A 15,390-nucleotide genomic window follows, 5' to 3' on the forward strand; every position below is an offset into this window, starting at 1 on the left:
CGGTCCTACCGATAGCCTCATGTCTACCTTCCACCTTGCTCGATGTCGTGTATGGACGGCAGTTTCGCTCTGCCGTCCATACACGCGGCCACGAGTCAGTCAAACCCGCCAGCGCCGGCCGGTCCGACGGTATTCTCCCACTTGAAGCTCCACTCTCCTCTGCTCAGGTCGGCGAGGTCGTCCCAGGAGCCCGGCAGCGCGCCACCCGCCGCGGCCGGGCCGACCCCGTTCTCGAGGTTGCCCATGCCGCGCACGAGGTCGGTCGAGATGGCACGGGCCTGACCAAGTACGCCACTTTCTGCCGTCTCCATCGCGATGTTGTCCCACGACCTGGTAAGGAATCCTTTCAGCTCCGTCGGGGCAAGGCCCTTCACGGCGGAAACGGTTCCCGGGCCGAGCTTGCCCGCCTGGCGGGCGGCGCCGGACGCGACCCCACGCACAGCCCAGCCGGCACCGGTACGCGCGCTGATGCCGAGTCCGGTCGCCAGCCCGACGTAGGCACCACTCAGTGCACCGCCGACGACGGCACCGGCCGCGCCGCCCACCGCACCAAGGACTGCCCCTACCCCGACGTCACGCGCCAGATTGCCAATGCCACAGTGCGACTTGTCGCCCGCCCTACACTTCAGCGCCCCAGTCACAAGTCCAGAGACCGCACCACCAGCGATGCCACAGATAACCGCCCCGGCGCCACCGGTGAGTGCGGCACAGCCGACACCGACCGCGATGCCCGCGAGGGTTCCGATGCCCTCCGGGCTCGTCGCCCACTTCCAGCTCGCCTTGCCGACATCGACGACCTTCTGCTTGCTACGGCACCAGAAGCTGGCCTGGCACTCGCGCTGCTTGCGTTCGTGCTCCTGACGGGCCTTGTTCTGGGCGGCCACCTGGGTGGCGACCTGCTTGGTGATCACCTGGCTCATCTGCCGAGCCACGGCCATCTGCTGCGGCGTCACGCCGTCGTACTGGGTGGTGGTGCCGTCGTAGTAGCAGCCGCCTCCACCGCCGGGGCAGGGGTCCTCGCCGGTGGGGTCGGCATGGCTGACGGGGCTGTTGTAGGCGTAGGAGTAGGCGTTCCACTGCTGCGGGTCGGACAGGTCCATGACCGGGTCCACCGAGATGAACCGGCCCAGCACCTGGTCGTACTGCCGCGCACCGATGTTGACGAGGTTGGTGGGGTCGATGTCACCACCGACGAAGCCCTTGCCGTTGACCCAGGCGGTGTTCGACCCGCGTGAGCCGCCGTAGGGGGTCTGCCGGCGGATGTCCACGGTCTGGGTGCCGGCGTTGACGGCGATCTGCTGGGTGCCCTGGTGGTCGCCGAAGAGCCAGGTCAGGTCGGTGAGCGCGGAGCCCGCCTTGCGGCTGGCGCAGGTGACCCCGGCGAAGTCGTAGTAGCGGGTGCCGGTGTTGACCGTGCCTTCCCGGCGAATCTCCTGACCCGGCAGGTAGAGAGTGGTACCGGTGACGTCGCGGCGGATGAGCCGGACGCCGTTGGCGTCGTAGATGTTGGTCTCGATGGTATTCCCACCGGCGCTGACCGTAGCGAGTTCGCCCTCGGCATCCCAGGTGAGGGTCTGGCTACCCGTCTTCGCCGTGCCGCAGTCGTTGGCGGTGGTGCCCGACGGCCGGCAGGTGGTGTTGCCGGTGGCGTCGTACTCGTACTTGGCGACCACGGTCGACTGTCCGGGCGCAGCCGTGCTCATCTGGGTGACCGCGTGCGGCCGTACGACGCCCTGGCCGCCGTCCGGCACCAGGTAGCTGCGGGTGGTGTCGCCGCTGCTGATGTGGTTGGTCTCGACACGCCGGTTGCCGGTGTCGTCGACGGTCCAGTCTTGCCAGTAGGGCGCCGGCCCGCCCAGGTTGTCGAGGATGGGATCCGTGTCGCAGGAAACTCCGGTCCTCGGCGTCCACGCGGTCGTCAACCGCCCCAGGGCGTCGTCGCGGAAGCACTGGACGTCCGCCTGGCCGACCTCCGGCGCGTCGACGATCGAAGTGATGTTGCCGGCGTCCTTGAAGGCGTAGTTCCGGTCCGAAACGGTCCCGTCCACCGCCGACCGCTCGACGGTGACCCGGTTGACCCTTCGGGTCGCCTCGTCCCGGTAGACGACGTCCTGGGCGAAGGCAGTGCTTCCAGGCATCTTGTAGATCGAGCCCTTGCGCTCACCGTACGCGGTGTAGGTGGCGGTGGCCATCGTGCCCTCGAAGCCGGTCAGGCTGGTGTCCAGCCTGACCGGCATACCGGTGGTGGCGTCGTAGTCGGTGGTCAACTGTTCGGTGACCAGCCCGCCACCGGCCGGGTACGAGATCGACGTGGGCGCTCCAGTGAACTGTGAGTACCCGTAGGCGTAGACGTAGGTGGCGTTAAGGCCGGTCTCGACCGGCGGGATCACATAGTTGACGCCAGTCGGCTGGTAGCGCTCGTTGAAACCGCGGACCTGCCACTTGTAGGCGCTCGCGGTGCCGGCCGAGTCGTACTCGTAACGGATGGACTGGGTGAGTTGCCCCCGGAACCCGCCCTGCCCGCTGTAGAGGGTGTCGTACTTCCACTCGGCCCGCAGGCGCCCGGTGGCGGAGTCGTCGCGCAACTGGGTCTTGCGGCCCAGCTGGTCGTAGACGTACCACAGCGTCTCACCGCGGGCGTCGACGGTCTTCTGCAACGCGTCGTCGTCATAGAAGCTGCGCGTCGTGGTGCCCTTGTCCGGATCGCTGGTCCGCCAGAGGCGACCCTTGGCGTCGTACTCGTTGACCCACTCGTTACCGGCCGGGTCGGTGGTCTTCGTCAACTGGCTCTTGCGGTTGAAGGTGTACGTCGTCTCCAGGTAGGCGCCGTTGACGCCGGCGGTCGTGGTGTGCTGCCGCAGCGCGACGGTGCGGTCCTCGATGTCGGTGACCGTGGTGGTGGGGGTGCCACCGTCCGGCGGGGTGACCTTGGTCAGGTCCCCTTCGTAGCTGGTGACCGTGCGCCACTTCTCGACCAGGTTCGTGATGCCGTCACCGGCCAGGAAGACACTGTTCGTGGCGCGGGACGCCTGGTCGAAGACCGTCCTGGAGACCGCGGGCAGGGACCATTCCGGTTCCCACCACAGCGCGCCGGACGGCGCCCCCAACTCGGCGTGGGCGCCGTAGCTCGCCGCCGCGCGCCCGTACTCGTCGTAGATGGTGTCGGTGACCACCCGGTCGCTGCCGCCGCCCAGCGACATCGACTGGGTCTGCCGGGGACGCAGCAGCCCGTCGAGGATCTGGTACGAGGTGACGTAGTTGCCGTCCGGGTTCAAGGTCAGCGACGTGACGTACGGGTAGTTGTCCCGGCCCGGCGCGAAGGTGTAGGTGTACTGCGCCGACGGCGTGGTCGGGTTGGCGGCTTTCGTCCACCCCTGCGTCCACCCCTTGGCGGCGCGCCCGAGCGCGTCGTAGTCCACCTCTGAGGTGATCTTGCTGTTGGGGTCGGTGGTCTTCGTGGCCGAGCCCCAGTAGGGATTCGACTCCACCACGGACTGCCAGTTCAGCTGGTTGGTGGTGGTGACCTTGGTGACCGGACCGCCTACCGTGGGGGTGTACGCGGTCGTGGTGACGTTGCCCTTGATGTCGGTCGAGGTCAGCTGACGGCCAGCGTAGTCGTAGGTGGCCTGGGAGGTCGTCTGCCACACCGTACCCGTGCCGGCGATCCAGTCCTGGAGCTGCTCGGTCCTGGTGGTCGATCCGAATGTCGGCGCCGTGTCGACGCTGGTCGCGCCGTCGTAGTACGTCCGGGCGTCGGAGATGACGTCATCGACGCTGGTCGGGCTCGCGCCGCAGGCCAGGGCGGTGGTGGTGGTCTGCTTGACCAACTGGGTGAGGTTCTTGCCCAGGTTGCGGTTGTAGGTGATGGTGATGCACTTCTCGTCACCGGGCTTGGCGATGTCGCCGTCGTCCTGCGACCAGTTGAGCGTGCCGTACGTGTGGTCGTAGCTGCTCGTGCCGCGCGAGGTGCGCCACCCGCGGGAGCCGTCCACGCCCAGCGCGGTGGCGGCGTAGGTCGTCTGGGTGTTGACGAACCGGGCCTCCACCAGGTCGCCGTTGATCGTCCGGCTCGCGGTCGGGTTCGACCGCCATGGCACGTTCACCGTCTTCGACACCGGCTTGGTGTCGACGCCGTTGTAGACGACCTGCTCCCGGACCTGGCCCGCGAACTGGTCTTCGTCGTAGACGGTCTCCGAGCCCAGCGACGCCGGCACGGTCACGCTCCGGGTGCCGCCCGACGGGCTGAGCTTGTCACCGTGCATGCCACGCATGAACGTCGTGACGGCCAGCGTCTGCGGGTTCCCGTCGTCACCGACGCGGGTCTTGACCTGGGCGTAGCCGCGCCACTGCCCCCACGTCTTGCGGTCCGGCTTGGTCAGGCCGTCGTCGTCGTCGAAGTGCCACGCCGGGGACCCCACGTACTCGTACCAGGTGTGCTTGCTGGGTGACTGATGCCCGTTGGCCAACTGCACGTCGTCCTCGGCCACGTGCTCGACCCGGTACTTGTGCCACCACTCGGTGACCAGCGCCTGGCCCGTCGGATCCGCCGGATCCGGCACCTTCACCGGGTAGCAACGCCGCGTGTTGGTGTGCGGCGCCAGGCTGTCGACGATGGCTGCGGTGCACTCGGGCAGCGAATAGTCCACCTTGATCCGGGCGCCGGTCTCGGTAACGATGCTGGAGATCCGCAGCCAGTTGTCGGTGGCGCCGTGCTCGGTGTAGACGCGGTTCGGCAGCGACTCCGCTCCGAACGTCACCGGGGGCAGCGTGATGGTGCCGCCGACCAGGCCCGCGTGGTCGATCCGGTCCAGCCACAGCCCCCCGTGGGTGGAGTCCGCGGTCGCCGAGAACGTGTGCGACAGGGTCCACGACTCGACGTCCTGCCACGCCGGGGTCGCCTTCGTGGTGTCCCACACCCGCGTGGTGACCGTCTTGAGCCGCTTGGTGGTCCAGAAGGTCGGCGAGTACTGCTGGGGGCACGAGGTCGCCGACGCCTTGCACTCCTGGTCCCAGGGCGTGTCCTTCCAGGAGTCCTGGACCGGGCTCGACTCGGTGCCGCAGTTGGAGAAGCAGCGCATGTCCGTGTCGAAGAGCACCTGGGCGTAGGGCGTGGTGTTGCGCTCGGTGACACCGTGCGTCGCGAGCGTCCGGTCGTACGTGCCGTAGTCGATCTGCTTCAGGTATCCGGCCCGGTCGTAGGTCACGTCGTCGGAGTCGGTGGCGTTCCGGGCGTACTTGTTGGTCTCCTTGCCGTACCAGAACGACATGGTGTTGCCGCGCACGTCCACGACGTAGTCCAGGTTCCACCGCCACGCCTGCACACAGTCCGACCCCGTGAAGGTGCTCTTGTGGCACGGCTCGCCGGTGTGGTTGCCGAACACCGGCACCGTCAGGGTGGAGTTCGTCCCGGAGGTCTCGCCCGGCAGGTTGTGCAGGCCAAAGAAGTACTGGGTGCCGTCGGTCGTCGTCACCTTCCAGTACTCGCCCACGTCGCCGTAGGCGGGGTCACCCGCGTCGCCGTTGGCCGCACCGGTCAGCTTCTCGATCTTCGACCCGTCCTCGCCGCGGGAGTGCCAGCCCTTCCCCGCCTGGAATACCAGCTCGCCGCCACGCCCGTTGAGGCTCATGGTCGCGTTGTCCGAACGCCAGCACTGATCGCCGCTGCTCGCGGTGTTGGTTGCCCCGTTCTTCAGGTCATCGGCGCAGGGGACGTACCGCCGCTCGATGTAGCCGGCCGAGTAGTCGAAACCCTCGCCGATCCACGACGGCTGGTTGTTGGTGACCTCCGACCGGCCGTCCACTGCGGACGAGGAGTAGCTCAGGGCGATCGACGGCGCCGGCCCGGTCGCCGGCGGGACCCGCAGCGGGTAGTTCCACGAGAAGTCACCGGCGCTGCCGCCGCTCGACCAGGTGGACGAGGGGGCGAGGCTGGTGGCGCCGAAGTCACCGTCGGTACCGGAGGACCCGGCAGCCAGCATGAGGAAGGAACCGGATCCCGCCGCTGCGGCGGAGGTGACGTTCACCTCGGCGCTGGCGATCCCTGCGGCCGTGTCGTTGGCGGTCGGCAGCGGCATCGAACGGCATCCAGGATTGGCAGAGGCAGCCAGGGCGCATTCGGGCACCTGCCACAGCCGCAGCCGCGACGCCCACGACCCGCCGGCCGCGTACCGGAACGCGTCGTAGTCTACCGACACCTTCGCCACGCCGGTCGGCGCGCCCTGCGGGGCGGTCACCTTCAGCACCAGGCCGTCGCGCCACGCCGCCGGGAGGCTCGCGCGGTCCACGATTTTCACATCGAGCTGGGAGAGCCGCTGGCCCGCCTTGCCCGTGCCGCGGTCCACCCACACCGGCAGCGCGCCGGCCTTCACACCCCGGCTCTTGGCCGTACGTGCTGCTGCGGGAGCGAGGTCGACCCGGGCGGTTGCCGGCGCCGGCCACTCGGGGGCCGGAGTCGGCTCGGACTTCACCCGGTTCTGCTGCCAGGCCTTGCCACCGGCGACCGGGCCACCGTCCCGGTCGAGTTTCTCCGCCGGTGGCTTGGACGGCTGTCGGGGCGGTGCCGCCTGTGCCGGCACGTAGGGCACCAGCGACAGCACCAGCGACGCGACCACCGACCCGACCAGGGTCAACCGCCGACGATTCGAACCGAGAAGACTCCGGCGTACCCGCCGTAGGCCGCGCACAGACCGTGCCGACATGAGCTGTTCCTTTCCGACAACCGCTACAGAAGCTTCGAGACGTTCGAAAGGAGCGACCGGCCGGTACCGGACCGAGGTTGCGTTGGGTCCCTCCTGCTCGGCCCGGCGGACGCCGGGCCGAGCAGGAGGACGGTCTACCGCCGGGTCACCGACGCCAGAGGACGGTTCCGCCTGGATCGAGCAGGACCAGATCCCCGTCGTCGCGCAGCACCAGTTGGCTCGCCGCAGTGCCCCAGGTCCCGGTGCTCCACAGCGCCGTGCCGGTGCTGCTGTAGACCACCAGGTTTCCGTCCACCTGCAAGATCACGTAGGCGCCGGGATTGCCCCAGGTGCTGGTGTCCCAGATCGGGAAGCCCGCCTGGCTGAGTACGAGGTTGCCGTCACCCTGCATCAGCAGTTGGTAGTTGCCGACGTTCGACCGCAGGTACTGGCCCTCGGTGAGGCTCTCGCCCTCGGCCAGGGTGTTCGTGCCGGGGGTCGGCGGAACCTGCAGGTTGTACCACTCGAAGACGGAGGTGTCGTTCATCGCGCCCTGGAACACGGCGACGTTGTCGATGCCGCCGACCCACTGGTCCACCATCTGGTCGTGCCACAGCGTGCGGCCCACCAGCAGCGGCCCGGTCGATGCCATCGGCGTGAACGAGAGGGCCTGAGTGCCCTCCAGGACGCCGTTGACGTAGAGGCGGATCTCCTTGCGGCCGGCGTCGTACACCCCGGCAAGATGGGTCCAGACCCCACTGTCGGCGGGGTTCTCGGACTCCACACTCACCATGGCCGTCGTCGTGACGTCCTCGTCACTGACCACGAACCGCCATTTGCCCACATCGGACTGGTACTTCAACCAGGCGGCACTCTCGTGCACACCCCGCTGGGACACCGCGGTCCGCATCCCGTCCAGACCCAGCATCACCCACGCCGACATCGTGAACGAATCGTCCGTCCGCAGCACCGACGTTTCCTGCCACACGTTCAGTTCGTTGCCGTCGGCATCGGTGGTGGGAGCGAGCTTGTTGGCGCTCCGGCCGTACTCCTGCGTGCTCTCGTTGTAGCCGTCGTCCGGGAAGTACTGGTAGTCGAGCCAGAGACCCTGCCCGCCGCCGTATCCCGCGGCCACCTCGGAGCCGCGCGTCAGCGCCAACCACCGGCCCCAACTGGTCACCGAGTCCGGCGCCTCGCAGGTGTCCTTCCAGTCCGTCGCGTAACAGGACACCGCGGCATCGAAGTCCCAGTCGCCCATCCGGATCGGCGACAGGATCCCGGGCTCGTTGAATCCGCTCGACCCCGGCTCGGTAGCGAGCTGACCGGTGAAGTCGTGCGGCACCAGCACCCGGTCAAAGACCTGCACGTCGGCGATCTGCCCGACACCGGTATTGCTCATCCCGCTGCCCCACTTGGCCCAGCCGACGTGGAATTTGCCGGTGGCGTTCCAGGTGGGTGTCCGTGCTGCGGTCCCGGCAAGCGTCCCGTTGACGTAGAGGCGCATCTCACCCGACGTCGAGTCGTAGACGGCCGCGAGGTGGGTCCAGACGTTCGGACTAGCCGGGGCGAAGACGAACGAACCGGCAGTGCTGGTCCCGTCCGTGTTGTACATCGAGAAGCCCCACTGCTTGGTGCTCGGGACGTAGTAGAGGTTGAACCCGTTGGTGGTGACGCCGTCCTGGGAGACGACGCTCTTGCAGCACGCGGTGTCCGTCGCGGTGGCCCGCGCCCAGGCGGCAGCGCTGAATGACGTGGTGGTGTTGACCACCGGTCCGCTCGTCTCCGCCTGGCTGCCGCTTCCGACCATGGTCGCGGTCTCACCGCCGACCAGGCGTGCATCCCTGCTCCAGGTGACACTCTGCGCAGTCAGGGGGGTGTCCTTGGCTAGCCCGCCACTACCCAGCGCCGGCTGCCCATCGGCCAACGCCCTCGCCTGGTCGATGCCGGGATCCGTCTCCAGCCCCCACTCTGCGACGGGTCCGGACGGGTGCCGCACGCTGAACTCGACGGATCCGTTGCCCTCGTTCAAGGTGGCGTCGATTGCCTTGACGAACAGCACGTTGGTGCCGAAACTCAACGCGGTCAGGTCCACCTCGGCGTACTTGGGGCTGGTGCCCTGGGCCGCCACCTCCTTCGTCGCGGCGTCCCAGCCGTACCGGAACTTCGTCACGTCGGTCGCCGTCGACTCGAACCGGACCCGACCCTTCATCCCCGGCCCCGCGGGCACCGTCACCATGCGGGCCGTCACCGGCGGCCTCGTGGTGTCCGCAGCAAACTGGCACCACACCGACCAAGGCCCGGTCAGCGTGTACGGCGCCTTGTCCGTGCCCTTGGCGCGGAACGCGTACGTCTTGCCCGTGACGACCGACACCGCCGCGCTGGGCGTCCGGGAGCCCGGCGTGATACCGCTCTTGCTCGGCGGTGGCGTCTTGCGCGTCGGATACGTGTCGGTAACGGCGCCCATGCCGCCGCTGGGCACCTCGATCCATTCCCAGGACGCCGTCAGCGAGTCCGACGGGTCGGCGTCCGGGAACACCGCCGAGAAAGTCGGGTTCAACGTGCCGACGGTCAGAACACCTGAACTCGGGCAGGCCACCGCGGCGGCCTGCAGTCCGTACGGCGCGCCCGGCTTCGTGTCGTAGTCGACGATCAGCTTCGCGTCGCCCGGGAAGAACTTCTTCCACCGGTCCTGAGTCGACTCACCCGATCCGTCGGAGGCCCGGGCCGTGAAGCCGACGGTGATCGTGTTCCAGTTCCCGGTCGCGGCCGCCTGCACCTGGCCGGTCACCGTCGATCCGGAAAAGTTCATGATCATGTCAGGCTGGATGGACGAACAGCCGCCGGACTCGTTCGCGTGGCCGTACGCGGCGTCCAGGAACTTGGACAAGCTCATGCTCGACCAACTGGCCTTCATCGTCGCGTTGATCGCCGGCGTCAGATACATCGAGGCGACCGTGTCGCCACACGACCAGGAGTGATCCAGCTTCATCTGCACGTACGCCGACTCGATGTGTTTGCCCTTCAGCGACACACCGTTCGCGGTCGTCGAGAACTCGAAGAACGACCGGTACAGCGCCCCCGTATCGGGGTTCAGCCCCACCCGCGCCACCGTGTAATCCGTGTTCGACGAGCCGTTGTTCGTGGCGTACGCCCACTTGGACTTGTAGACGGACCAGGCCGGGTCCACGAACAGCGGGAACACCGCGGCGGGGGACTTCAACAGCTTCTCGTCGGGGCGCAGCACCAGATCCCGCCCCAAAAGCTGCACCGCGACCGGCGCGACCTGCGCCGCATCACCGGCAGCCGCGGAGGTCGAGATCGAGCGTTGCTCCGACGTCCGCGACGGGGTCGACTTCCCCGCGCCGGCGTCGACCCGCGAGTCCCACATGACCGCCGGCTCCGACGAGGCCATCACGGTCTGACCGGCCATCCCGCGCAGTCGCCCGTCCGGACCGAGGCGCACCTGGGCGTCTCCGCCCAGTCCGAAACGAACCTCACGCAGCGCCGGGTTCACCGCCGCCGCGGCCGACTTGATCACCAAGACGTGGGTGAACCCGGTCGGAGTGGCGCGCACCACCAGGTCGACATCGCGCAGCACATTCGGGTAGGTGGCCGAGTCACCCGACACGCTGGGCGCCGGCAGGGCGCCGCCCGGCCACGACATCGTCACCGTCTTACCGTTACGGCGCAGCGTCACCAGCGGGCCGGCACCTCCACCGGAGAACGCCACATCGGCCACCGAAGCCGAAGGCCGCCACGAACCGTCCCCGCTCCGGACCAGACCGAGGTCGACGTCGACCCACCGGCCGCCCTGGCGAGTACGCTGCGGCACCACCGCGGCCTCGAACCGCAGACGACCGTCCGGCTGCGCCACCACCTGCGCGAGTTCGGTACGCGTGCCGTCCACCACCACCGGCTCATGGCAGGAGGCGGCCAGCGCCAGCGCCGCAGCCTCCGAACGCGCCTCGCCCGCGCAGGCCGGGGCCGCTGCAGCAGGAACCGACTCGGGTACAGCAATCACCATGGCGGTCATCGAAGCCGCCATCAATCCAGCTAGCCCACCACGCCATCGACGGCCCATGGCCCACCCAATCGATCAAGGAGTAGTGGCGTGGACGATAGGGAGTGGCCTTACTTCTCCGCTGTCCCGGAATGCCGCCGTGCCGGCGGGCCGCAGCACCTCAAATCGAGATATGTAGATACGTCACAGGCCGGGAGCTGCGTCCATCACCGACAGTGAGCCGAGGGCCGGACAGAACCTGCGACTGTGATCTAGATCACATGATGTGCGATAACGCAGGGGAACGCCGGAAGATCCGAATTACCGCACCCATGTTGAGACCGTCGCTCGGCTTGTAGCATCACCTCGCCTCGAACACGAATGACCAGGAACGAGATGTCGACGAGCAGTGATGACGTCGTCGTGCTGCGCGCCTTGGCGAACCTCTGGCGCGGGGCCGAATCGGTCGGCGGCCGGCTGACCTTGACCGCCCGGCACCTGTCATTTCGAGCGCACGCCCTCAACGTGCAGACCGCCCCTTTGGACGTCCCACTTCCGGACATCGTTGCCACGCGCAGGTAACGCAACGTGGGTCTGCTTCCGAACGGGCTGGCCGTGATGACGAGGTGGGGAACCGAGCGCCAGGTCGGGCGGGGTGGCGCGGACGGCGAGCGCGGGCACCAACGCGACCCCCAGCCCGGCCGCGACACAGCCGAGCTTGCCGGTCCACTCGGCGGCCACGATGTCGATGCGGGGCCGGAAACCCGCCGGCAGGGTCGCCCGCAGCAGGGTCTCCTCGGCCGTGGCCGAGCCGGCGATGAACGGGTCGTCGGCCAGCTCGTGCAGCCGGACGGTGCGGCGGTGGGCGAGCCGGTGCGTGCCGGGCACCGCCACCAGCAGCACCTCGTCGAGCAGGTGGTGCAGGTCGAACCGCTCGCCCTCAGGCGACCGTGCTCACCCTGCTGACGCCAGCGCTCATCGCCCGGGTCCTGGTGCAGCTCACGGCACCGTCGCGACGGATGGCCTTCCGGATCCTCAACGTGGTCGCCCCACCGCTGCTCGCGGCATTCCGCGTCATCATCCTCCAGAGCGAGCTGGCCCGCTCGGCCCGGCGCGCCTCGGGAACGTATGCCGCTGCCGCTATCCGGCGGCACCCTCGGGCGCCGCGTAGATCCACGACTCGGCCGCACCCTGCGGCGCGCGCTCCAGCCGACGGTACTCGACGGCCCCCGTCGCCTCGTGGGCACCGTGAAGTTTGAGCGGATAACTCGTCGGCGGATCGTCGGCGTCCGGCACCTCCCAGTCCACCGCCACCCCGTCGTACGGCCCGCCACGGAAACGCACTCTCACAGTCGCCACATCACCGAGCGTAGCGACGCGCAAGGGCCCCTGCGGCGGGTTGCGGACTCCGCCCGCGAGGCATTCCCGGACAGTCCCTCAACCGGTCAGCCCAACCCGGCCGCCGCCTGGTCGAGGTGGGTGAGGAACCGCCGCACCGCGGGCGGTCGGCTGCGTCCGGCGAGCGTGGCGGCGAAGACCCGCCGGGCCGAGGCGTCGTCGGGGTGCAGGCGCAGCAGCGCCAGGTCGGGCGGGGTGGCGCGGACGGCGAGCGCGGGCACCAGCGCGACCCCCAGCCCGGCCGCGACACAGCCGAGCTTGCCGGTCCACTCGGCGGCCACGATGTCGATGCGGGGCCGGAAACCCGCCGGCAGGGTCGCCCGCAGCAGGGTCTCCTCGGCCGTGGCCGAGCCGGCGATGAACGGGTCGTCGGCCAGCTCGTGCAGCCGGACGGTGCGGCGGTGGGCGAGCCGGTGCGTGCCGGGCACCGCCACCAGCAGCACCTCGTCGACCAGGTGGTGCAGGTCGAACCGCTCGCCGTCGAGCGGCTGGTCGGGCGCCGCGCTCACCACGGCGACATCCGCGTCCCCGGCAAGTAGCCGGTCCAGCAGCTTCGGCGTCAGCCCCTCGACGAGCTGCACCGCCACCCGGGGATGGGCGGACCGGAACGCGGCCAGGGCACGCGGCACGAGCGCGGCGACCGCCGTCGGAAACGCGCCGACCCGCAAACGGCCGGCGGTCAGGTCGCGCAGCGCGGCCAGGTCCCGGCGGGCGGTGTCCAGCCGGTCGAGCACGGCCTCGGCATGGCCGAGCAGGCACCGGCCCTCCTCGGTCAGGGCGACACCGCGCGGCAGCCGGTCGAACAGGGGCGCCCCGACCTCGGCCTCCAGCGCGGCGATCTGCCGGGACACCGCGGACTGGGTGTAGCGCAGGCTCCGGGCCGCCGCCGTGATGGACCCGTGCGCGGCGACGGTACGGAAGGTGTGGAGGGCGTCGGGCAGCATGGCCGCCATCCTGCCATGCGCCCGGAGCATGGCAGCGATGCGGAACATTCGCTGGTCGCATGGCCACCGACCCTCTAGCGTTCCCCGGCATGGACGCCATCGCACTGCTCGGCACCGGCACGATGGGCACCGCCATCGGCCGCCGCCTGCTGGCCGCCGGGCACCGCCCCACCGTCTGGAACCGGACCCCCGCCCGGACCGAACCGCTCGTCGCGGCCGGCGCACGCGCCGCCGCCACCCCGGCCGAAGCGGTCCGCGACGCCGACGTCGTGATCACCATGCTCACCGACGCCACCGCCGTACGGGAGACGCTGACGTGGGCCGCACCCGCCCTGCGGCCCGGCACCCACCTGATCGAGATGTCGACCATCGGCCCCCGCGCCGTGCCGGAGCTGGCCGCGCTCCTGCCGGCGGGCGTACCGCTCGTGGACGCGCCCGTCGCCGGCAGCGCCGCGGCGGCCGAAGCCGGCCGACTCACCGTGCTGGCCGGCGGCGAGGAAGCGGCCGTCGACCGGGTCGTCCCGGTGCTCGAACTGCTCGGCACGGTGCGCCGCTGCGGCGGTTCCGGCCACGGCGCCGCACTGAAACTGGTACTCAACACCGCCCTGGTCACCGCCGTCACCGCCGTCGCCGACACGCTCGCGGTCGCCGAGGCGGTCGGCGTGACCCGGCGTACCGCGCTCGACGCGCTCGCGGCCGGACCGCTCGGCGGCGCGGTCGCCCGGGCGACCACCGCGGACGCCGCGTTCGCCGCCGCCCTGGCCGCCAAGGACGCCCAACTCGCCCTCGACGCGCTCGGCGGCGCGCCCGCGCCCCTGCTGCGCGCCGCCGCGGCGGTGCTCGCGGCCGCACCCCACCCGGACCGCGACATCGCCGCCCTCACCAACGGCCCCGACAAGGAGTACGCATGACCATCACCCTGGACAACCCGGCGACCGTCCCCGCGCCGTTCGGCGACCGGTTCGCCCACGTCGCCCGGCTCGACCTGCCGGGCGGCGCACTGCTCGTCCTCTCCGGCCAGGTGGGCGTGGACGACGACGGCGCCATCGTCGAGCCCGGCGACGTCCGGGCCCAGTCGGAGCGCATCTTCGCGCTGATCGGTGGCCTGCTCGCCGCGCACGGTGCCACGTTCGACGACGTCATGCACGTCCGGACGTTCATGACCGACCTCGGCGACCTGGCCGGCTACGCGGCGGTCCGCAGCCGGTACTTCCCGCACTCCCGGCCCGCCAGCACCACCGTGGAGGTGACCCGGCTCTTCCTGGACGGCGCGGTCCTGGAGGTCGAGGTCACCGCCGCCGTGAGGACGACCTGAACCGATGGTGTCAGCGTGGCGCCCCCACGCGGGTGTTCCGGCGACGGTACGCCGAGCCGGCTTCCGGGTGGATGGATCGATCGGGATTCCGGTCGCGGTACCCGGGGGCCCGACGCGTTCGGGGCCTGACCCGGCGGGCGTCCCTGATCGACCCCGGCCGTGCCGGCTGAACCAACGGTGAGTGACAAGGCGCCGATCCCGGCACCAGCCTCTCGTTCCCTTTGCTCTGCAGCCATCGACGCATCGGTGACCCTGCGTGTGGTGATGCGCCGATGGCTGCAGAGCAAAGGCTGGCGTAGAGAGGTGATGCAGCGACCGCCGGGTGGACGGTTCGCCCGATTTGGGCATTGTGGCGAGGCGCCTGGAGCAGGCTGCAGGATGGCGCAGTGAACGCTGAGTACCCGTCACGCGGCGTGTTCGGCTTGGCTGGCGCGGCAAGGCGCGGCGCGGCGAAGCCGGGCGCCGGCCCCGAGGGAGATTGTCGCTTTCTCCACAGCGGACGGCAGATCGAGACCGGGGTCGGGATCGAACCGACGTGTACGGTTTTGCAGACCGTCCCCTCACCACTCGGGCACCCGATCGGGGATCACGCAGTGCCCCCGGCTGGAATCGAACCAGCGGCCTTCGGATTCGGAATCCGACGCGCTCTCCGCTGCGCCACGGGGGCATGAGCGGCGGGAAATGGTCCCCGCCGTACGTACCCGGGGTGCGATTCGAACGCACACTGGCCGCCACCTGACGACGGTGCCTCTGCCGTTGGGCTACCCGGGCCTGAACACGTGCCCTCGGCGCGACTCGAACGCGCACTGCGCGGCCACTCAGACCGCTGCCTCTGCCATTGGGCTACGAGGGCGTGAGCTGCGAGCCGAGGACTCGAACCTCGAACCTTCCCTTCCAGAGAGGGACGTGCTGCCAGTTGCACCAGCTCGCATGGGATCCGCGTACCGCGGACCGTGCCCCGACCAGGATTCGAACCTGGGCTCTTCGGTTTCGTAGACCGACGCGTTCTCCGCTACGCCACCGGGGCGGGATGACCGGCGCCCACCCCCCTCGGGG

General features: G+C 69.8%; 7 protein-coding genes and 6 tRNA genes. 2 read left to right on the forward strand and 11 right to left on the reverse strand.

Features of this window, described 5'->3' with window-relative positions; translation table 11 throughout:
• Window positions 1–95 precede the first annotated feature (95 nt).
• From ACGFI9_RS10915 to ACGFI9_RS10935, 5 genes are all read right to left on the reverse strand, one after another.
• Window positions 96–6,629 (reverse strand): RHS repeat-associated core domain-containing protein, encoded by a 6,534-nt coding sequence (locus ACGFI9_RS10915; protein ID WP_393177432.1) that lies wholly within the window; start codon window positions 6,627–6,629, stop codon window positions 96–98.
• A 214-nt stretch (window positions 6,630–6,843) separates the two neighbouring features.
• Window positions 6,844–10,722 (reverse strand): LamG-like jellyroll fold domain-containing protein, encoded by a 3,879-nt coding sequence (locus tag ACGFI9_RS10920; protein WP_393177434.1) that lies wholly within the window; start codon window positions 10,720–10,722, stop codon window positions 6,844–6,846.
• Window positions 10,723–11,178: 456 nt separating this feature from the next.
• Complete coding sequence (locus ACGFI9_RS10925; protein ID WP_393177436.1) at window positions 11,179–11,571, reverse strand: LysR substrate-binding domain-containing protein; 393 nt, start codon at window positions 11,569–11,571, stop codon at window positions 11,179–11,181.
• A 246-nt stretch (window positions 11,572–11,817) separates the two neighbouring features.
• The gene (locus tag ACGFI9_RS10930) at window positions 11,818–12,036 is read right to left on the reverse strand and encodes a hypothetical protein (protein ID WP_393177438.1); all 219 of its coding nucleotides are present in this window, start codon (window positions 12,034–12,036) and stop codon (window positions 11,818–11,820) included.
• 86 nt (window positions 12,037–12,122) lie between these two features.
• On the reverse strand, window positions 12,123–13,019 hold the full coding sequence (locus ACGFI9_RS10935) for a LysR family transcriptional regulator (RefSeq protein ID WP_393177440.1): 897 nt from the start codon (window positions 13,017–13,019) through the stop codon (window positions 12,123–12,125).
• A gap of 89 nt (window positions 13,020–13,108) precedes the next feature.
• Here ACGFI9_RS10935 and ACGFI9_RS10940 point away from each other — a divergent pair, with 89 nt between their 5' ends.
• Together ACGFI9_RS10940 and ACGFI9_RS10945 are read left to right on the forward strand one after the other, a co-directional pair.
• Window positions 13,109–13,930: an NAD(P)-dependent oxidoreductase gene (locus tag ACGFI9_RS10940; protein WP_393177442.1), complete on the forward strand. Its 822-nt coding sequence runs from the start codon at window positions 13,109–13,111 to the stop codon at window positions 13,928–13,930.
• Window positions 13,927–14,334 (forward strand): RidA family protein, encoded by a 408-nt coding sequence (locus tag ACGFI9_RS10945; protein WP_393177444.1) that lies wholly within the window; start codon window positions 13,927–13,929, stop codon window positions 14,332–14,334. Before ACGFI9_RS10940 ends, ACGFI9_RS10945 begins: the two co-directional genes overlap by 4 nt.
• A 510-nt stretch (window positions 14,335–14,844) precedes the next feature.
• Here the strand turns inward: ACGFI9_RS10945 and ACGFI9_RS10950 are convergent.
• From ACGFI9_RS10950 to ACGFI9_RS10975, 6 genes are all read right to left on the reverse strand, one after another.
• Window positions 14,845–14,915 (reverse strand) — tRNA-Cys (locus ACGFI9_RS10950).
• A 13-nt stretch (window positions 14,916–14,928) separates the two neighbouring features.
• A tRNA-Arg gene (locus ACGFI9_RS10955) sits at window positions 14,929–15,001 on the reverse strand.
• Between the two features lie 31 nt (window positions 15,002–15,032).
• Window positions 15,033–15,105 (reverse strand) — tRNA-Leu (locus ACGFI9_RS10960).
• A gap of 9 nt (window positions 15,106–15,114) precedes the next feature.
• A tRNA-Leu gene (locus tag ACGFI9_RS10965) sits at window positions 15,115–15,187 on the reverse strand.
• Window positions 15,188–15,192: 5 nt separating this feature from the next.
• Window positions 15,193–15,265 (reverse strand) — tRNA-Gln (locus ACGFI9_RS10970).
• A 23-nt stretch (window positions 15,266–15,288) separates the two neighbouring features.
• Window positions 15,289–15,361: transfer RNA gene (locus tag ACGFI9_RS10975), tRNA-Arg, on the reverse strand.
• Window positions 15,362–15,390: the final 29 nt, after the last annotated feature.

The organism is Micromonospora sp. NPDC048930, from assembly GCF_043197935.1.
GTDB lineage: Bacteria > Actinomycetota > Actinomycetes > Mycobacteriales > Micromonosporaceae > Micromonospora.